Genomic DNA, 19342 nt, shown 5'->3' with positions numbered 1-19342 from the left:
TTTTGCTAGTCTAGAGCCAATATTAATAACTTCTGCCTTTAAAATCAATTTGATAGCTCATTTTTATAAAAGGCGATCTACATTAATTTTTGAATGAGAAACTGTATTTTGTTCTATTTAATTTTGAGTAAGTATTCATACAATTAATTCATCTATAGTGAATTTCTCTCATCTTTTACTGAATTTATATCGTTTTACTCATCTCTAGATTCACGTTTAAATGAAGTTATACAGAAATTTGGCTTTATTTAAAAATTTAGGATAGTGAATCTCCATGGATAATCAATTTACATGCTCAATCAAGCGCATCCGTTTCGATGAAAATTATCAACCAGCAGACAACACACGTTTAACCACAAACTTTGCCAATCTGGCACGGGGTGAATGCCGCCAGGAAAATCTGCGCAGAACTTTGGCCATGATTAATCATCGTCTTAATTCATTAGCAACAAGTGATAATCCCAAAGGCGACCGTTATTCCCTTGAAATTGACATTATCTCTGCGGAACTTGATGTTGAAGGCAATGGTCAAACTTTCCCATTTATCGAAATGCTGAAAAGTACCGTCATTGATCATCAAACCAATGAGCGCATTGAAGGCATGATTGGCAATAGCTTTTCATCTTATGTACGTGATTATGACTTTAGCGTTGTATTGCCATCCATCAGCGATAAAACTGATGCAAAGCTTGACGACTTTGGCGATTTGCACGGCAAACTTTATCAGCATTTAATTCATTCAGATGTGTTTAAAGCCGAGTTTAAGAAACAGCCGGTGATTTGCCTGAGTGTATCTACCACGAAAACCTATTACCGTACTGCACATGTGCATCCTGTACTCGGTGTGGAATATAAAAATGATGATTATTCACGTACAGATGCATACTTCAAGAAGATGGGCTTAAGCGTTCGCTATTTCAATCCTGAACATGGCAATGCGCCGTTGGCATTCTATTTTGCCGGTGACTTATTGCGTGATTACACGGACTTCGAACTTATCAGTGCGATCAGCACTATGGAAAGTTTCCAGAAGATTTATCGTCCTGAAATTTACAACACCAATTCGCCTGCAGGTTTGGTCTATCAACCAAGCTTAAATTATCAGGATTATTCGTTGACACAAATCGTTTACGACCGTGTAGAGCGTAGTCAATTAGCGGTTAAGCAGGGCAAATGGACGGAAGAAAATTTTATTAAGCCGTATAAAGACATTCTTGAAAAGTGGGCTGCAAATTTTGCTATAGACAATCCTCATCAAGACCACGCTGCCTGAATGAAGAAATAAATTAACGAATATAGAGATAGAAGATTAGACATGAGCATTTTACTCCCAACATCTACAGCTGGCAGCTTACCGAAACCGTCTTGGCTTGCCGAACCTGAGCAACTTTGGTCACCCTGGAAACTGGAAGGCGAGCAGCTCCTTGATGCCAAGCGAGATGCTTTGAGCTTATCTCTGCATGAGCAGCTACAGGCAGGCATTGATATCGTCAGTGATGGTGAACAAACCCGTCAGCACTTTGTGACCACCTTCATTGAACATCTGGAAGGTGTTGATTTCGAGAAACGTGAGACGGTGCGTATTCGAAATCGCTATGATGCGAGTGTGCCATCCGTCGTGGGTGCTGTCGCTCGCAAGAAACCTGTATTTGTAGATGATGCCAAGTTCTTGCGTAGTCAAACTAAGCAGCCAATCAAATGGGCGTTGCCGGGTCCAATGACCATGATCGATACGCTTTATGATGCTCATTATAAGAGCCGTGAAAAACTGGCTTGGGAATTTGCAAAAATCCTGAATCAGGAAGCACTTGAACTCGAAGCAGCAGGTGTAGATATCATCCAGTTTGATGAGCCTGCATTTAATGTATTTTTTGATGAAGTAAATGACTGGGGCATTGCCACATTAGAACGAGCGCTTGAAGGTCTGAAATGTGAAACAGCAGTACACATCTGCTATGGTTACGGTATCAAAGCCAATACGGACTGGAAAAAGACTCTAGGTTCAGAGTGGCGCCAATACGAAGCAATTTTTCCGAAACTGCAAAAGTCTAAGATCGACATTGTTTCACTTGAATGCCAAAACTCTCATGTACCAATGGATCTGATTGAATTGATTCGTGGCAAAAAAGTCATGGTCGGCGCCATAGATGTCGCAACCAATCAAATTGAAACACCAGAACAGGTTGCAGAGACTTTGCGTAAGGCGCTTCAGTTCGTGGATGCTGACAAGCTGTATCCTTCAACCAACTGTGGTATGGCACCTTTATCGCGTCAAGTCGCACAAGGCAAACTGAATGCTTTAAGTGCTGGCGCAGCTATTGTTCGTCAAGAACTGACAGCCTGAGTATTCATTTGTCTTAAGAGCTGTATAAGGAATACATGTACTTTTACCGCTCTTCATCAAAGCGATAGTCAATTAGGGATTTAAGAGATGATTGAAGCGACTGACTTTAGAAATGCCATGTCCTTACTCACCACAGCAGTGAATGTCATTACAACCTCGGGTGAGACAGGAATGCATGGTTTTACGGCATCTGCAGTATGCAGCGTGACTGATACACCACCGACATTGCTGGTCTGTATGAATCAGTCATCTCGTTCACATGTGCATTTTATTGAGAACAAAATTTTGTCGGTGAATGTCTTGGGTCCACAGCACGAACAGATTTCTAATGCATTCGCATCCAGCAAATTCAGTTCTGAACGAAGATTTCAATTAGGTTCTTGGACAATACTAAAAACAGGCTCACCTGTACTAGGCGATGCATTAGTGAGTTTTGACTGTGAAATCGAGAATATCCAGCAAGTAGGGACACATAGTATCTTTATGTGTCGAGTGGTTGCGATTCAACGGAGCGAACAAGATCAGAGCCTGGTGTATTTTAATCGTACTTACCATTCGGTTGGACAGTTAGAATTTGCTTGAATGAAAATGAGAAAAATGACAATAAGATAATGTGGATTTTCTCATTTTTAAGATTTGTATCGAATTTAACAAATCAAAAGCAATCGGTATTCACCCTCATTTTCAACCGGAGCCCGATGTACACAAGGTAGGGCTCTTTGGGCTGGATGATCGACTGCCAATCGCCAAAGATGTCCCTGACCTAAATTTACAGGTTTTGCATTAGGCTTAGGTTGATAATGCAGATCAAAGAAATACTCTTCCAGAAAACCTTCAAATCCGGCTTCTGGGCCATCATATAATTCTTTCAGCTTTGCCCTGATTTCTGGAATCAGAATCTTTTGTTCCACCTGATCATTAGGCAAGATATCGCTTGCAGCACCATGATAGGTACATAAGAAAGTATCTGTTTCAATCGGAGAGCGATCGACATGGAATGAATAGACATCTGTAGTAATGAAATCGAGCTCATTATCCCGTTCATAGCATTTGAGCAGATTGAGTGAAGGGGAAGCGCCGTAGTCAGTCAGTAGCTGTATATCTTCTAAGATAATCTTTCTTGCCAGATGACCGCTTTCTGACAGCTGGAGTTTCATAAGATCATCAATTGAAACTTCAGTCATATTTTCCTGTAAATGAAGCTTATTCACGATCTCGGCAAAATCACCCGCTAAATTTCTAGACCAGCAAATCGCATTCATCGCACCCTTAAAATCCGAATTAACGAGTTCTGAAAAGTTTGAGACTACACGAATTTGTTTATTGCCTGAAAATTGATTATGCATGCTTAAGTGAAATGACTTATGAACTATGCCTAATATTACCCTTAGATTCCTCAAAATAACTTTATGAGCTCATAAAAAAAGAGATTTTAAAACCTAAAATCTCTTTCCTTTCACAGTATCTTAATTTTCAGCTTGTGCTTTGGCTGCAATATTACTTTTATAGATAAAAAATAGTGCAACAGCTAATAGGGCAATTGCTGCTAGTCTGGATCCATCTAAATGAATCACCGGATTATTCAACCATCCAAAATGATCGATGAGCAGACTCATTAATAACTGGCCACTAATGACGGCGACAGTGGTGGCAGCAGCGCCCAGTCTAGGCATAGCAAATACAATCGTAAGCATATAGGCCACGCCAAAAAATGCACCTGTTAATTGCCATCTTGGTGCGGTGAATAAATTCAATGCATGGTTGGGTTCAAGAAAGAAAGCGATTAGAAAACTGACTAGAGCACCTAAGACAAATGTCAGCCAAGAACTTTCTAATACACCTACTTTAGCACCCAGACGACCATTAATTGAAGATTGAGCACATAAAACTGCTCCGCCAAAAATAACGACTAATAACATTATATAAATCATGGAGAAGCTTCCTTATTGAATAAGCCATAATGCAGCTAAAATAGCTACCAGCGCGCCAATACGATATTTGTCTACAGCCCGTTTATGGCTACCTAACAAACCCCAGTGATCAATAATAAGACTGGTTGCAACCTGGCCAAACAGGATGCCCACCATGGTCAGGCCAACGCCAATATGAGGTGTCGCTACAGTTAAAGCCACTACATATATAGGGCCTAATATACCGCCAGTCAGTTGCCACCGTGGCTGCTTGAACATGAGAGAAAGCTTTGGACGGCTGAAGATCAACCCCAAGGTTAAGAGCAGTGATCCGATCGCGAAAATTCCCAAGGTCGCCCAGAAATGCCCAATTTCTTCCCCGAGTGGACCCAGTAAACCCGCTTCAACAGATAACCCCATACCTGCAAGAACGACTAATGGGAAAATCCACAACTGTTTCATATATGCTTTCCAAAGGAAGAAAGCAACGAATTATATTCTCTTATTTAAAAGCTACAATTCCGCAATTTTTCAAAACATAATTGCTATTATGACAATAATAAAATGATTGAATTAAATTCAGGGATAGATCAAGTATGCAACTCAATGCATTACGCTATTTTGTGATGGTGGCAACGACAGGCAGTTTTTCAGCTACGGCAAAGCATTTTCAGGTTCCATCTTCCTCAGTATCTCGTTTTATTTCCAAACTTGAACAGGAAATTGGGCAACAACTTTTTTATCGTAATACACGCTCTGTTCGGCTAACTGACATAGGAGAAAAGTACTTTGTGCAAATTAAGGAAGTGCTTGATACGCTAGATCTGGCCAATGAAGAAATTTCTGGTAAAAATGCGATCAGAGGGTTAATTCGTATCAATACAGCGGTTGCGTTGGGAAGGCTACATATATCGCGTATAGTGAATAAATTGCATGATAGCTATCCGGATCTTTCAGTCGAGCTGATCTTGACGGATACTTTTATTGATCCTGTACAAGAAGGCGTAGACATTGCTATAAGGATTGGCTCATTACAAGATTCAGCATTAATTGCACGCAAGGTCTGTGATCAACAATATGTGCTGTGTGCGAGTCCTGCATATCTTGGAAAGTATGGAACTCCACATTCCCCACACGAGATTCAGAATCATCAATGTCTGGTATATAAGGGCGTTTCCGGAAGCCAACGCTGGTATTTCTGTCAGCAAGAGCATGACACTCCGGTTTTAATTGAGCCACAAGGGCCTTTAAGAAGTAATAATGCAGAAGTCCTGGTAGATGCGGCATTGGAAGGACGGGGGATTGTATTATTTCCAACCTGGATTTTTATGGAAGACTATTTCAAAACACATAAACTGGTTCAACTCCTTCCTGACTGGATCAGTACAGTAGAGCCTTATTCTATAGGGATTCATCTGGTTTCTCCCGAAAACAGAATTCGTTCACAAAAAGTCAGAACTGTGCTTGATTTCATTTTAAAAGAAATTGGAGATCCGCCGTACTGGGATAATATTCTTAAATTATAAAATTTTTATGATCTAATTAGAGAAAGCTTAATTGATTTCTTAGTTATCTTTTTTCGATCAAGAAGGGTTCTAAAGCAGAGCTAAGATGAAAAGCATAAAATGGATGAATTTATACGTTTTTAGATTTCTGATTTTAGATTTTATCTACACATTGCAATTGCAAAATTCTTAACTTTCCTTAAATGTATCTGCATTATTGCTATAAATCCAAAATTAAAATAAAAAAGCCTATCTCATTCGAAATAGGCTTTTTTACCTCTGAGGAATCTTCTCGCCATTTAATTCAGTAAGAATACTATGGCTTAAAGACTGATAATCATATTATGAGAATATAAATAGTTTTTCAAACATAATTTAAATTTTATTTGGTTAAATTATTACGAATCTCAGTTGTACTTTCAGGATGGTGCAGGAACTTATTTTCAATAATCTGTGCTTTCTCCTGAAGAATTTGTACTAATTTTTCCTGATTTACAAAATCAAATCTATTTTTTGAAGCTAATAAAGTAAGCGCTAAAGGTGGCTCTTTAAGAGAGAATTTAACTGGTACAGACAAACCTGCAACTTGAGGATCAAGTTCACCACTAGAATAATAATATCCGTGTTTTTTGATCTTTCTCATTTGTTCCAGAAAAGCGGTTTCATTCTGCACAAATCCCACTTCTGCAAATGCATCTGCATAACGTTGATAATAGTCAAGCAACACTTGTTTCGGTAAATGTGCCATGATGACTTTTGAAGATGAACCTACATAGACAGGACGTGGACAACCGCGTCCGAATGAAAGCAGATGTGCATTTTTAAAGACTTCGTCATGTAAGTCGATACAAGAATCATAATTGAGATGAGTCAATATACAAGAGAACTCAGTCCGTTCGACGATTTCCTGCATAAAGGGAATGCTGATCTGAACCAAAGGATCAGTTTTTCTTGAAATATAATCCAGAACAGCAATTTTCGAACCCAGCGTATAGTCACCGGATGTGCCACTGATTCGCTGTAATAATTCAGCCGATACCAATTCTTTTAAATAGCGATAACTGGTAGGTTTGGAGAGGTTTAATTCTTCACTGATGATATCTACATTAATCACTGAACGTGATAACGAAAATAGATCGAGAACCGTAAGAATTTTTCCAAAACTTGCTTGCGCCATAAAAAAAACCTGAAGTGCTGACTATTGAAAAAGGTGATGACTCACTTTAGCTTAAAAGAGGGTAGTAGAGGCAACTATTTACCTAAAATTCTCGAATCATGAGGATATAGGAAGAAAAGAGATAAATATCCAGCTTAACGGCCTATGCAATGATAAAAATCATACTTATTCTCATATAGAGATATTTTTATTGACAATAAAGCGTTTATTTGAAAAAATTACTTACACAAATATCCAATGATGAATAATTAAGCAAAGCATTATCTTTTGCTTTTTATATTTTCATCAACCAGTTTCAGTTTAATCAGCTGAATATTCTAATTTTATAGACTTTCAACAAGTAAAAATTTTGTCACTGAGTTCTTTGGGCTTGGTGGGCAGGTTATTTGCTTTAGAAAATAAAATAAGCTCTTAGAGAGAAACCATGCTGCTTATAAAATCTTTACTCGTATTTCGTCCAAATAAAATGGACTGGATTTTTGCGACTAAAACGTTTGTGGCTGGTATTTTGGCGCTCTACGTTGCGTTGAGTTTGGATCTTGCTTATCCGATTTGGGCGATTGGCACAGTTTTCGTTATTGCCAATCCTTATACGGGGATGACCGCTTCAAAAAGTATCTATCGTGTACTAGGTACTTTATTAGGCGCAATTGTGGCAGTTGCAGTTACTCCTTGGCTAATCAATACACCGTGGTTGTTTACGCTGTTTTTATCCTGTTGGGTTGGTCTTTGCTTATATTTCTCTCTGCTTGATCGTACACCGCGCAGTTATATATTGATGTTGGCTGGATATACGACGGTCATTATCTGCTTCAATATCATTTACTTTATTGATACTGCCTCATTATTTGATATGGCGGTAGGACGCTTTCTGGAAATTACTATTGGCGTCGTTTGCAGCGCGATTGTGACGACGACCATATTTCCAATGCATATTGGCCCCGCAGTGAAAAGTCGTGTCAGTAAAACCTTAGCGGATACTCAGCAGATTTTTAATAAAATTCTATTGGAACCACGTCAAGATCAGAACTATACAAAAGCTTTAAGCCAATTGGCTGCAGATATTGCAGATATTCATGTCATGGCTGTGCATTTAAGCTATGAAAAGTCGGCTCTACAGGGAATGACCAAACCACTGCAGGAAATGCTGAACCAGATCACAATGCTGGTGAGTAATTTGGTGGCGATGTCTGAACGCATGCAACAGTTAGACTTCATTGATACAGGATATCGCCAGTCATTGGCAGATTTACATTCCAAAATTAATACATATCTAACAGATGAACATCTATTGAAAGAGTCTGAATTGAATCAGCTTCCTACTGATTTTGAAATAGATTTCCTAAAAATTTTTGAACATTTAAAAGATGAGCAAATTGTAATATTGAAAAGTTTGAAAATGGATATCCGTCATTTTATTCAGAATATCCATGCAATTAAGTTGATCTGGCAGCGAATCCAACAAGGGGATACTTCACTGCCTGAAATGATTGTTCCACTTACTACAAACTATCCAACTCTGCATCGTGATCATGGCGTAGCGGTGCGGGGCGGGGTTTCTGCATGCCTCACTGTTTTTATTGCTACTGCCTTTTGGATCTTAAGCGGCTGGAAAGCAGGATTTATGCTGGCTGAAATGGCTGCGATCAGTGCATGTATCTTAACGGCGCTGGATAATCCGGTGCCTGCATTGAAGCTGTTTATTCGTAGTAGCTTATATGCTTCGATCGTGATCTTCATATATGCCTATGGAATTTTTCCAAATATTATAGAATTCTGGCAGTTAGCGCTTGTACTTGCACCATTCTGCATATATTGCCTCATGCTTTTTTTGCATCCACCCTTGGTTGGAATTGGTTTGCCTTTGTTGATGGGTACGATCATGGGGCTGAATTTTCAGAACCGTTATACCCTGGATCAAATTTCTTTCTTCGATGCAGCAATTGGTACAGTGATCGGGCCAATCATCGCTGTATTTATTATCCATATGATCCGTGCAATGTCGCCAGATATAACCGTACAGCGCATTTTGGCTATTCATAACCGAGCCATTCGTCAGGCACTGTATATTCCTTATGGGGTACGGTTCCGTATCCATTTACGTACGATGATTGACCGCATCGGGGTATTGAATACTAAAGCAGTAGAATCTGAAGATCTGAAAAATAAAATCAATCAAGCACTCATTGAATCCAGCGCCGTCGTGGATCTGGCACGGTTACAGGAACTCATACTCAAGTTACCTGAACAGCAGCCTTTGACCCAGCAACTCGAAGATCTTCAAATACAGCTGGATGAATATTTTCGTGCCAAAGAAATTGGACAAAATTATGATGCTGCCTTCACACAGTTAATTAACAACATACAGGCTCTAGAAGCAGATCTCATCATGCAGGAACATACAGATGTTGTAGAACGGCTGCATATTTCACTCAACAATATTCGTAGCAGCTTATGTCATATCAAGACACCGCCAAGATATGTAGGCGCAGGAGATTAATACATGGGAGAGCTGAATATCTATGGTGTGTATGTGCCGATTTTATTAATTCAAGCTGTGATTGCCTATGTTCTGCTTAGAATCTTGATGAAATGGCTAGACAGGCTAATCGCGAATGACTGGATCATCATGCCAAATATCTTCTACTTATGCATTTACGTACTTTTGCTGGGCGCCGTCCATTGGGCAGGCTTATTACTATGAGGCCTGATATTAAAATGATTGAGGAAAACCGTATATGACATCTGTCAATTTACGCAAATATTTGCGACCTGTACTTTTGACGGTAGTGGCTGTTCTCGCCATTTTAGTGATTCGACATATCTGGAATTATTATAATTCTGAACCATGGACGAGGGACGGGCGTGTACGTGGTGATGTAATTCAGGTGTCATCAGATATTTCAGGCCTGGTCACAGAAGTACTGGTGCAAGATAACCAGACCATCAAGAAAGGGCAGCCATTATTTAAAATTGATGTTGAACGTCAAGAACTGGATGTTGAAGAGGCTCGTGCGGATCTTGCGAAAGCAAAAGCAGGTTTAGCGCAAGCTGAGGCTGAACTGGCGAATGCTAAAGCCAATGTCGTGAAATCCCAGGCGAGTATTCATCTGGCAGACAAAAATGCGAACCGTTATTCAAGCTTAATGGATGGTGCTATTTCAAAACAGGAACAGGATCAGATTTTTGCTGCACGAGATGAATCACATGCCGAGCATGAGCAGTCCTTAGCTGCAATCGAACAGGCAAAAGCGAATATCGAACAGCAAAAAGCACTAATACAAGTCGCCGAGAATAACCTCAATCTCGCGCAACTTAATTTACATCGTTCAGAAGTTGTTGCTCCAGCAAATGGGACATTATCAAATTTTGAATTAAAAGAAGGGAACTATGTCAAAGTTGGCCAAGCGGTTGCAGCATTACTAGATCGCAAACAACTCTATGTAGTGGGTTATTTTGAAGAAACCAAACTAGATAAAATTTATGTGGGAGCACCAGCTACAATTCAGCTGATGGGTGATTCGCAAAAACTTAAGGGCCATGTGCAAGGTATTGCTTCTGGGATTGAAGATCGCGAACGTACTGCTGGTTCAGGTCTTTTAGCGAATGTAAATCCAACCTTTAGTTGGGTGCGTTTAGCCCAACGTGTCCCTGTTAAGATTATTCTGGATGAATTACCAAAGAATGAACTTGCCTTCGTTGCAGGGCGAACAGCAACAGTGCATATAGAAAAGCAAGGAAAAAACTGACCTGTAATTCAATAACACAAGGTTCTTTACGAAAAGAGAACCTTTTTATGAATCCTGATTTAAAAAGATCAAACAGCTATATAAAAAAGGTAATAATAAGAAGTATGTAATTTGACCATTAAATTACCTTGTCATTACATTTTAATTGACCATTTGTTCAAATTTTTATATTTTCATATGGACCTTTTTTAAGCAGGAGGAAATTTTTATTATGAATGATGTAAGGCTTTTATATGTAAGTAAGTTCAAAGATGAGAGATATTCTACTTCTGAACTTTATAATATTTTAACAGAAGCCTTAGAATTTAATGAGTTACACAAAATTTATGGCGCGCTCTATTTTGGTAATAATTATTTTGTCCAGTGTTTGGAAGGTACTGAAGAAGATGTAAAAGACCTTTTCTATAATCGAATAGTTAAAGATCCACGCCATAAGAACTGTGAAATTCTTTCTTATGAACTAATTGACTCATATCTTTTCTCTAGTTGGCACATGAAGTATGCCAATGTCCATAATGATCTCATTGAGTTCTTTATCAAGAATCATCATGATGGATTTAATCCTTATCTCCTGGATCCAGATACTATTCCTGCTTTTATAGAATTACTCAGACAGCACGAAGATGATTTATACAAAGCCCAGGTGATGGCCTAATCAAATTAAGATGTAACATGTGATATGTTAATTTAAAGAAATTGATATATTATATGCTATATTTATAATTTTAAGTTATTGAAATTTATAAAATAATTAAATTTTTAGTTTTAAAAAATAGAGAGGGTTAACCGTCTCTATTTTTTAATAGATTTAAAATTCCGAGGCAACTTAAATAAATTTCAACACTTCAAGTCTCAGTATTTAAAATATTTCCTGATTACATATTTCTATTCTTGAAATAAAATCGAGAGGCATAGTTAGTCTTTCAGCCGTTATTGTTTCGAAATGAACCCAGATAGCTGCATCTCTATTCTCAAAACTAATACTTACAAGCTTAACCAAGTCATAGGGTTCAACATTGTGAGTCAAGATAATATTATAAAAGTGATCTGAGCGTACGTAAGAGATAAGCATTTGATGAATAGCTACTTGTTCATCGCTACTTAACTCACTATATTTACTTAGTTCAGGTAAATCATGTTGTCTGTTCACTTTAGTCCTTATCAATCTTCAAGTTTTTTATAGAGGACCAGAATTTTATCAATTTAGACAGGGCAGCATTTAGTTGTTTTGTATAAATAATTGAACTTTTTATGAATGATGCTGTACTACAACGTCGGCCAGATTAAAGTGCTAACTATAATTAAAACTTTAACTATAAGCGCGTAGAAAACAATGTCTCAAATAAAAATTTATGCTTTACATGAAACAATCGAAGTACATAGAATAGAACTGATTAAAGCTATCCATCAAGCTTTAATCAAAAAGCTAAGTTGTCCCGACAAAAGATTTTTCAACGATTTATACCTTTAGAGTCTGAAAATTTTATTTACCTAAAGAATCGATCTAGATTTTATATCATTATCGAGATTTCAATATTTGAAGGAAGAACAAAAGAGACCAAGAAAGCATTTGTTTTGGCTTTATTTAAAAATATAAGTCATTTATGTGAAATTAAATCTAATGATATTCAAATAACTATATTTGAAACTCCTAAAAGAAAATTGGGGTGTTCGAGGGAAAATTGCGGATGAGCTTCATCTAGGTTACGAGGTAAATATCTTAGTAAGTTATGTATAAAGAAAACCTTAAGACTAATCTTAATATCTACGTTTAACATGACTAGGATGAAAAAGACATATTAACTAATTGGTGAGTGCTACATACAGGAATAGGCTATATGCATAATATCTTATTTAACATAATATACATTATACGAAATGCACTATATATTAGATTCAAATAGAAATGTCCGCCTTAGATTCGCACTTATTGCTGATCTTGGCGGACATACACATGTGAACATGGATCTTGAATAAATTGAGAAAGCTTAAGTCAGATTTAAATTAAAACTCTTTTGTCACGCTTAATCCAGCACTCCAGTTACGACCTTCTGCTGGTTCAAAGTAACGGCCTATTGGTTTGGTCATATCATTCACAATAACTGAGCCTGAATAGTTTTTATCAAATAAGTTATCTATACGTGTAAAAGTATTAAAAGCCCAATCATTCACTGTCCAGCTATATCCTATATTTGCTGCAGTAACTGTATAGCTGGGTGCAAAGTCTGAATTCACATCATTTACATAAATCTTATCACTATAACGAACATCTATACCTGCACTTAAACCATTTTCAGGTTTCCAACCCAAGCTTAAGAAAGCCTGATTCTTAGCAATGCCGGGAATATAGTTATCTTTTGGAACTGCAGCTACAGCCCCCTCAGCGGGAATATTTGCATCAAATTTTGCATCAATATAGCTATAGCTGGCTTGTGCTGCCAGATTACGCCACAGGTCTTTACTCCAAGATAGCTCTAATCCTTTTCTTAGGGTTTTATCTGCATTACGGAAGGTTGAACGTCCATTATCACTTCCAGCAGAGACAATGTCATTTTCAGTTGTTGTATAAAAGGCTGCAGCGGTAAATTGTCCAAATGAAGTATCAGATTTCGTCCCAATTTCATAGGTTTCACTTTCTGATGCCTTTAAGTCAAATTTTCGTGTACTTCCATCTGCTGGATAAGCCATTTCGGTAAATGTTGGTGTTTCAAAACCTTGTGCATAGCTTGCATAAGTGATTAATTCAGGAAGAATTTTCCAACTTACTGCAAATGAAGGCAGTACTTGCTCATAAGTCGTTTTACCTGAATTATCGCCATTGCTTAGGTAATGATCTTCAGATTTAAAATGTACATTGCTATAACGCAAACCAGCATCTAAAGTCCAATCTGGCGTAAAGTTATAGGATGCTTGAATATAAGGATCTGCATTCCAAAGCGTATTGTCTTCATCACGACGTAAATCACCTTTAACTCCAAACGTATTTTCACCAATATAGTTGTTATATCCCTTACGATCTTCTGTCATTGCATCAATTGCCACCCCAGCAATGAGTTTTAAATTCGGTAAGATTTCTTTACCTGTCCAACGTATATCTGTTCCATAGAAATTACGATCAAAATCAATGACACCACCTGCATGATTAGCAGGTTCTTGATTTACTTTTGGAGTTGATTGATATTGAGTTACAGAACGTTGCCCAGCATAGAACATTGCATAAACTTCATTTAAATCATTAATTGGTTTATTCCAAGTTACTCCTGTCTGTATTTGCTCAATTTCCTTGCGAGCGTTGTAATCTAAGACACCTTTTACTGCTTGTTTAGGATTAGCCTTCCATTGATCTCGAGTTAAACCACCTGGATCATCTGCTGCAATTTTGACATAGTTATTGACCCAGTTAATTTTAGAGCCATCGTCCAGATCCCAAGTCAGCTTGGCATTGTTCAGTACTTTATGTGCACCACTATGATCACGGAAACCATCGGTATCAAAATAAGATGAACTGATGATATAGCTTGGTTCAGAAGCATTCTCTGAACCACCTTGTAGCACCAGGTTCGTTTGGCCTTTATTCTGACTGCCACCCGAATATCCTAAAGTGACTGAATCAGGTCCCTGTCCTTCACGGCTTTGTGTCAGGATGGTTCCACCAGAAGAATTACCATATAGCGAGGAAAATGGACCACTCAGCACTTCAATATGATCCAAACTATTCAAGTCAATATTCGAGGTTTGCCCCTGCCCATCTGGCATAGTCGCAGGAATACCATCGACATATAAACGTACCCCTCGAACACCGAAAGTCGAACGTGCACCGAAGCCCCGCATTGAGATCTGTAGATCCTGAGCATAATTTTCGCGGTTATTCAGCTGTAAACCTGGTACACCTTTTAAGGTTTCAGACAGGTTTACATTTAAGCTATTTTGTTGTTCCTGATTCAGATAATAGGCAGATGCCGGGGTTTCCAGAATGGCACGATCTGTACGGGTTGCTTCAACCACAATGGGAGCCAGTCGCTGTACCTCTGTAACCGGTTCTTCCGCATAAATTCCTTGACTGATACAAGCAATCAGACAGGATAAAGTCGATTTCATCGGCAACCGCGTGGTATGAAGGTGCATAGCTAATATTCCTAATATCTGGCATTCACTCATGCCATGGGAGTTCAAACGTTTTAAAAGTGTCTTATTAATTTTAAAGACTCAGCATCTGCATAAGATCAAACTGAATACTTGCAGGAAAGCTGAGCTAAAGGTTCATGATTTTCTAATCAAGCTTTATTGTCATAACAGCCTGTATTTTGCATAAAAAAGCTTGACGAATCAGGCTTTTTTACTTAACTATAAAACTTCATTATTTATTGTCAGGTAGTGCATAGGCAACCAAAGAATCACCCATTTTGGTACCGAAGGAACCGTGACCACCCGCCATAATCACAACATACTGCTTACCATTGGCTTCATAAGTCATTGGCGTCGCTTGACCACCTGCAGGCAGACGACCTTTCCACAGCTCATCACCATTAGTCACGTTGATCGCACGGATGTAATTGTCTTGAGTTGCACCGACAAACATCACATTACCTGCAGTCGAGATTGGACCACCTAACATTGGTACACCCATTTTAAATGGAGGCAATGGAATGCCCGGCATACTGTCACGAATCGTACCGATACGACGTTTCCAAGCGATTTCATGATTGGTCAGATCAACACCAGCCACATAACCCCATGCAGGTTGCTTACATGGCAAGCCGAATGGAGACAGGAAGGCACTGATTTCAACACCATAAGGCACGCCATACATTGGCTGTACCCCCGCTTCAGTACCTGCACCTTTGGCAGTCTGCTTACGGTTAGGATCAGCAGGAATCAAGCGAGTCACGAATGGCAAACCAATTGGATTGGTCAATGCAATTTGACGATCTGGGTTGACTGACATACCGCCCCATTCGAATACACCGAGGTTACCTGGGAACACCAACGTACCATTTTCAGATGGAGGTGTATAAATACCGTCATAGTTTAATTTCTTGAACGATACACGACACATCAACTGGTCAAACATAGTGGCACCCCACATGTCTTTATCAGTCAATTTATCTTTAGGTGCCAGATTAAAGTCTGAAAATGGTTGAGTTTTTGAATACCACTCGCCTTTAGTTTGCGGACCGCGTTTTACTGACTGAGGTACTGGTTTTTCAGTAATCGGAACGATCGCTTCACCTGTACGACGGTCTAACACAAAGGCATTACCGGTTTTGGTCAGCACATAGATCGCTGGAACCATGTTCCCGTTTTTGTCTTTGATATCAGTCAATGTCGGTTGAGCTGGTACATCCATATCCCAAAGGTCATGATGGGTCGTCTGGAAGTTCCAGATCAATTTACCAGTTGACGCATTCAGTGCCAGCATTGAGTTCGCATAACGCTCATCTAGCTCAGTACGGTGACCACCGTAGATATCCGGTGTACCTACACCTGTTGGTACATAGACAATATCCAACTGTGCATCATAAGCCAATGGTGCCCATGCGTTTGGCGAATTGTTTACAAATTTTTGTCCTGGAGCTGGAATCGCGTTTGGATCTTCTGCGCCAGTATCAAATACCCATAATAATTCACCGGTATTTACGTCATAACCACGGATTACACCTGAAGGTTCTTCAGTTGAGTAGTTATCCGTCGTTGAACCCGCGATAATGATGGTTGTACCTGTGATCACTGGAGGTGAAGTCGGGTTATAACCGCCTGGATATGGAAATGGCATGTCTTTTTGCAGATCAACTTCACCATTGTTACCAAAGTCAGAACATACTTTACCAGTAGTCGCATTCACTGCGACCAGACGTCCATCATTGACCGGTAAGATCACTTTCTGAGGACATTCAGCAGAAGTTGTTGAACGTGCAGCCAGACTGCTTTCAAAACCTGCAGTATTGTTCGCATTATAATAAGATACGCCACGACAAGTTAAATGCTGGAAGGTATTGTCCGCTTTCAGTTTAGGATCGAAGCGCCATTTCTCCTTACCAGTCGCAGGATCAAGTGCAATCAGATATTGGTGAGTTGAACACATGAACAGGTTGTTCCCCACTTTAATTGGAGTCACCTGATTGGTCGTTTCACCAGAGTCTTTATCTGTTTTAGTATCGCCAGTACGGAATTCCCAAGCCAGTTCAAGATCTTTTACATTTTCAGAATTGATCTGTTTTAATGGAGAATAACGTAAACCTGACTGAGTACGACCATAAGCAGGCCAATCTTCATCGGCAATACCTGGAATAGATTGATGGACTGCAGGTTGCTGTGATTTTAATTCGCCACGGATTTCTTGCGGATCATTAAATACAGAATAAATCATGACAGCAATCGTAATTGCCAGCGAGCCAGTCAGCGCCATTTTTGCAGCTTTGCTGTCGCCAAAACCGCGAGTTACTGCAGGAATCAGCAGAGCCAGACCGAATAGGCCTAAAATATCTAGACGTGGTGCCAGTGCAAAGAAGTCTGAACCCACTTCCCAAAGACCCCATACCACTGTACCAAGGACCAATACTGCATAAACAATAAGGGCTGTGCTTTTACGTTTTTGTAATAACACGGCTGTCGCCAGGAAGAACAGACCGGCAATGATGTAGTACCAAGACCCACCAAGTGTTGCCAGATATATTCCTCCAAATAGCAGAACCAAACCGAAAATGGCAGCAATAGCTGCCAGAATCGTTTTCAGTACTGAACCTGAAGACGAAGTATTCATATTGAACACCTTTTTTTTGATTTCTTGAACGTCTAAGCACTTAAGCGGCATAGACACCATATTGTTAAGTTCTTAGTTATAAATACATGAATACTTGGAGTATCAGTTCATCAATGCCCCAAAGTAATGGAAGAATCATTGTGTATTTGCAACTAAAAACTCCGATTAGAACGACGTATTAAACTTGATTCCACCCACCCAAACATTTTCACCGTCTTTATATGCACCGACATGATGGACATATTGCAGGTTTGGACGGATGGTCAGCCAGTTAGTTGCATGAATGCCGTAATAGATTTCCGCATCGACTTCTTCACTACGGTTACCCAATACATCATTGTTCATATTGATACGGGCAACACCCAAAGCGATTTCATCCTGTGGACGGGCATCCATCACACCTTTGTAGACAAGACCGATATTTTGCATATCACTAACTTGGTTGGTTTTAGAATCATGAACAGTGACGTTCACGAAACCACTTAAACCACGAGAAGTATCCCCAGGATGTGCAGTGATTTGTTGTTTCGCTAAGATCCAGCCCCCGTGATGATGACCTTTAGCATCTGAATTTGTATCAATGACATCTACATCAGCGGTGCTGTAGTAATAACCAGCACGATATTCACCTGGCAGTTTTTGCTCACCCAGTTTCGGTGTCCAGACTACTTCTGCAGGAATGATCGCGCCTTTAGAGCCGTCTGTGCTCAGGTTAAAGCCTTTGCCGCGCTCCAGATTCTCAGGGTTGTATTCATAAACCCCTACCTGAGTATAAACTTCCGGGGTAACGTTATATTTAACCCGCGCAGCCCATTGAGAAACTGGCCAGTTATACCATTGATCTCCTACCCAGTTACCCACTTGTGAACCACACAATGCCAGATTCTGGAAATCACAATCGAAACTGTTAAAGTCTTCACCTTCACCAAAACGTCCGACTTTGACATCCAGTTTTTGATCCAGGAATTGTTTCTTGATCCAGAAATCTGTTAGACGCCAGGTTTGACCGCGGCCCCATACTTCCTGAACTGAACTTAAATGTCCTGTAAGCGCATCAGAAGTATTCGAAAGATTACGGCCATCACGATGAGTCACCGTAACTTGTGCTTCAGTGTCTTGCCAGCCAGCAATTTTTTCCAGATCCAGATGAGCATTCAGGTTTAACTGACCGGTATATTCTGTGCCATGGCTATTTGAGCGTTTCGCGTCAAGTAAAGTCGCCATTTCACCTGTATATCCAAAGCTAAAATTATAGCCCTGTTCATGAAGCTGGATACGCTGACCATTCCAGTCACCCAACATCCACGGACTTTCTGCACTAAATGCATCAGCGGCCTGGGTAGTTGTATTTGCCAATAGCAATCCAACTAAGGATGTATAGACAGCCTTAGATAAGGGAGAAATAGACATTAAATGCTTCACCTTAATCACGTTTTTACTAAATATAGTACACTCATTTAATTTTTTAGTTTCAAATAATGAAGGAAAAGTATTAATAATGTTATGAAGTTTAGCTAATCTAATCCTTTTGTTAATTTTAATTTAAGAAAATTTTAAATTTTAAATTCAATAATTTAAGAGGAATTAAATATAATATTAATAAAAATAATACTACCTATAAATAATTTTTCTACATCAGTTCTTTTGTACAAAAATTTACCAATTCGAATTGCGTAATAAAAAAATATTTGGTCTTTTGCTCATTTTATATACTAAAACTTGATGGTCATTGCCGTTCTATTCTTGGGTTTCTTAGCGAGGAAAATTGAGAAAAAACTAGATCTATATAGGTACTTAAACCCATTAAATAAGATAAAGAGTGATATCTGCTAAATAAAGTTTAAATATATGTAAAAATTATAATTATTGGCTATTCATATTAGGGTGTGTTGACACT

General features: G+C 39.0%; 16 protein-coding genes and 1 pseudogene. 9 read left to right on the top strand and 8 right to left on the bottom strand.

Annotated features, from left to right (window positions below; translation table 11 throughout):
• The first annotated feature begins 274 nt into the window (after positions 1-274).
• The 3 genes from G5T77_RS15720 (at position 275) to G5T77_RS15710 (ending at position 2926) form a co-directional block, all read left to right on the top strand.
• Positions 275-1273 carry a putative oxygenase MesX gene (locus G5T77_RS15720; protein WP_166137220.1) on the top strand — a complete coding sequence of 333 codons (999 nt, stop codon included), beginning with the start codon at positions 275-277 and terminating at the stop codon, positions 1271-1273.
• 42 nt (positions 1274-1315) lie between these two features.
• Positions 1316-2344, top strand: a complete 1029-nt coding sequence (locus G5T77_RS15715) for a methionine synthase (RefSeq protein ID WP_166137217.1) — start codon at positions 1316-1318, stop codon at positions 2342-2344.
• An 87-nt stretch (positions 2345-2431) separates the two neighbouring features.
• The gene (locus G5T77_RS15710) at positions 2432-2926 is read left to right on the top strand and encodes a flavin reductase (protein WP_159123555.1); all 495 of its coding nucleotides are present in this window, start codon (positions 2432-2434) and stop codon (positions 2924-2926) included.
• Positions 2927-2991: 65 nt separating this feature from the next.
• On the opposite strand, the gene G5T77_RS15705 is transcribed toward G5T77_RS15710, so the two are convergent.
• From G5T77_RS15705 to G5T77_RS15695, 3 genes are all read right to left on the bottom strand, one after another.
• Positions 2992-3690 (bottom strand): DUF1826 domain-containing protein, encoded by a 699-nt coding sequence (locus G5T77_RS15705; RefSeq protein WP_166137214.1) that lies wholly within the window; start codon positions 3688-3690, stop codon positions 2992-2994.
• A gap of 120 nt (positions 3691-3810) precedes the next feature.
• Positions 3811-4275 (bottom strand): DMT family transporter, encoded by a 465-nt coding sequence (locus tag G5T77_RS15700; protein ID WP_034170895.1) that lies wholly within the window; start codon positions 4273-4275, stop codon positions 3811-3813.
• Between the two features lie 12 nt (positions 4276-4287).
• Entirely contained in the window at positions 4288-4716 is a 429-nt protein-coding gene (locus tag G5T77_RS15695; protein WP_034170896.1) for a DMT family transporter, read from the bottom strand.
• 134 nt (positions 4717-4850) lie between these two features.
• Here G5T77_RS15695 and G5T77_RS15690 point away from each other — a divergent pair, with 134 nt between their 5' ends.
• Positions 4851-5780: a LysR family transcriptional regulator gene (locus tag G5T77_RS15690; protein ID WP_166137211.1), complete on the top strand. Its 930-nt coding sequence runs from the start codon at positions 4851-4853 to the stop codon at positions 5778-5780.
• Between the two features lie 361 nt (positions 5781-6141).
• Here G5T77_RS15690 and G5T77_RS15685 read toward each other — a convergent pair whose 3' ends face one another.
• The gene (locus G5T77_RS15685; protein ID WP_166137209.1) at positions 6142-6936 is read right to left on the bottom strand and encodes an IclR family transcriptional regulator C-terminal domain-containing protein; all 795 of its coding nucleotides are present in this window, start codon (positions 6934-6936) and stop codon (positions 6142-6144) included.
• A gap of 424 nt (positions 6937-7360) precedes the next feature.
• Here G5T77_RS15685 and G5T77_RS15680 point away from each other — a divergent pair, with 424 nt between their 5' ends.
• The 4 genes from G5T77_RS15680 (at position 7361) to G5T77_RS15665 (ending at position 11340) form a co-directional block, all read left to right on the top strand.
• Entirely contained in the window at positions 7361-9436 is a 2076-nt protein-coding gene (locus tag G5T77_RS15680; protein WP_166137206.1) for an FUSC family protein, read from the top strand.
• Positions 9437-9439: 3 nt separating this feature from the next.
• A complete protein-coding gene (locus G5T77_RS15675; RefSeq protein ID WP_166137203.1) occupies positions 9440-9640 on the top strand; it encodes a DUF1656 domain-containing protein in 201 nt (66 codons plus the stop codon).
• Between the two features lie 34 nt (positions 9641-9674).
• Entirely contained in the window at positions 9675-10685 is a 1011-nt protein-coding gene (locus G5T77_RS15670) for an HlyD family secretion protein (RefSeq protein WP_159123551.1), read from the top strand.
• Positions 10686-10896: 211 nt separating this feature from the next.
• Positions 10897-11340, top strand: a complete 444-nt coding sequence (locus G5T77_RS15665) for a BLUF domain-containing protein (RefSeq protein WP_166137200.1) — start codon at positions 10897-10899, stop codon at positions 11338-11340.
• A 204-nt stretch (positions 11341-11544) separates the two neighbouring features.
• Here the strand turns inward: G5T77_RS15665 and G5T77_RS15660 are convergent, their stop codons facing one another.
• Positions 11545-11835: a hypothetical protein gene (locus G5T77_RS15660; protein ID WP_004785797.1), complete on the bottom strand. Its 291-nt coding sequence runs from the start codon at positions 11833-11835 to the stop codon at positions 11545-11547.
• Positions 11836-12018: 183 nt separating this feature from the next.
• Between G5T77_RS15660 and G5T77_RS15655 the strand changes: the two are divergent.
• Positions 12019-12423: pseudogene (locus G5T77_RS15655) on the top strand (tautomerase family protein).
• 266 nt (positions 12424-12689) lie between these two features.
• Here G5T77_RS15655 and G5T77_RS15650 read toward each other — a convergent pair.
• From G5T77_RS15650 to G5T77_RS15640, 3 genes are all read right to left on the bottom strand, one after another.
• On the bottom strand, positions 12690-14810 hold the full coding sequence (locus G5T77_RS15650; RefSeq protein ID WP_166137197.1) for a TonB-dependent receptor: 2121 nt from the start codon (positions 14808-14810) through the stop codon (positions 12690-12692).
• Positions 14811-15042: 232 nt separating this feature from the next.
• Positions 15043-17445: a glucose/quinate/shikimate family membrane-bound PQQ-dependent dehydrogenase gene (locus G5T77_RS15645; RefSeq protein WP_166137194.1), complete on the bottom strand. Its 2403-nt coding sequence runs from the start codon at positions 17443-17445 to the stop codon at positions 15043-15045.
• Between the two features lie 165 nt (positions 17446-17610).
• Positions 17611-18855 (bottom strand): carbohydrate porin, encoded by a 1245-nt coding sequence (locus tag G5T77_RS15640; RefSeq protein ID WP_166137191.1) that lies wholly within the window; start codon positions 18853-18855, stop codon positions 17611-17613.
• Between the last annotated feature and the right edge of the window lie 487 nt (positions 18856-19342).

This window comes from Acinetobacter sp. GFQ9D191M, assembly GCF_011174875.1.
Lineage (GTDB): Bacteria > Pseudomonadota > Gammaproteobacteria > Pseudomonadales > Moraxellaceae > Acinetobacter.
The sequence above is the reverse complement of the archived record's forward strand: the minus strand, read 5'-3'. Positions and strand labels throughout refer to the sequence as shown.

Coding starts and splice junctions, on each gene's coding strand:
- G5T77_RS15680 (WP_166137206.1), top strand. CDS start 7,361: ATGCTGCTTATAAAATCTTTACTCGTATTTCGTCCAAATAAAATGGAC.
- G5T77_RS15670 (WP_159123551.1), top strand. CDS start 9,675: ATGACATCTGTCAATTTACGCAAATATTTGCGACCTGTACTTTTGACG.
- G5T77_RS15650 (WP_166137197.1), bottom strand. CDS start 14,810: ATGCACCTTCATACCACGCGGTTGCCGATGAAATCGACTTTATCCTGT.
- G5T77_RS15675 (WP_166137203.1), top strand. CDS start 9,440: ATGGGAGAGCTGAATATCTATGGTGTGTATGTGCCGATTTTATTAATT.
- G5T77_RS15700 (WP_034170895.1), bottom strand. CDS start 4,275: ATGATTTATATAATGTTATTAGTCGTTATTTTTGGCGGAGCAGTTTTA.
- G5T77_RS15685 (WP_166137209.1), bottom strand. CDS start 6,936: ATGGCGCAAGCAAGTTTTGGAAAAATTCTTACGGTTCTCGATCTATTT.
- G5T77_RS15640 (WP_166137191.1), bottom strand. CDS start 18,855: ATGTCTATTTCTCCCTTATCTAAGGCTGTCTATACATCCTTAGTTGGA.
- G5T77_RS15665 (WP_166137200.1), top strand. CDS start 10,897: ATGAATGATGTAAGGCTTTTATATGTAAGTAAGTTCAAAGATGAGAGA.
- G5T77_RS15720 (WP_166137220.1), top strand. CDS start 275: ATGGATAATCAATTTACATGCTCAATCAAGCGCATCCGTTTCGATGAA.
- G5T77_RS15690 (WP_166137211.1), top strand. CDS start 4,851: ATGCAACTCAATGCATTACGCTATTTTGTGATGGTGGCAACGACAGGC.
- G5T77_RS15715 (WP_166137217.1), top strand. CDS start 1,316: ATGAGCATTTTACTCCCAACATCTACAGCTGGCAGCTTACCGAAACCG.
- G5T77_RS15695 (WP_034170896.1), bottom strand. CDS start 4,716: ATGAAACAGTTGTGGATTTTCCCATTAGTCGTTCTTGCAGGTATGGGG.
- G5T77_RS15705 (WP_166137214.1), bottom strand. CDS start 3,690: ATGCATAATCAATTTTCAGGCAATAAACAAATTCGTGTAGTCTCAAAC.
- G5T77_RS15645 (WP_166137194.1), bottom strand. CDS start 17,445: ATGAATACTTCGTCTTCAGGTTCAGTACTGAAAACGATTCTGGCAGCT.
- G5T77_RS15710 (WP_159123555.1), top strand. CDS start 2,432: ATGATTGAAGCGACTGACTTTAGAAATGCCATGTCCTTACTCACCACA.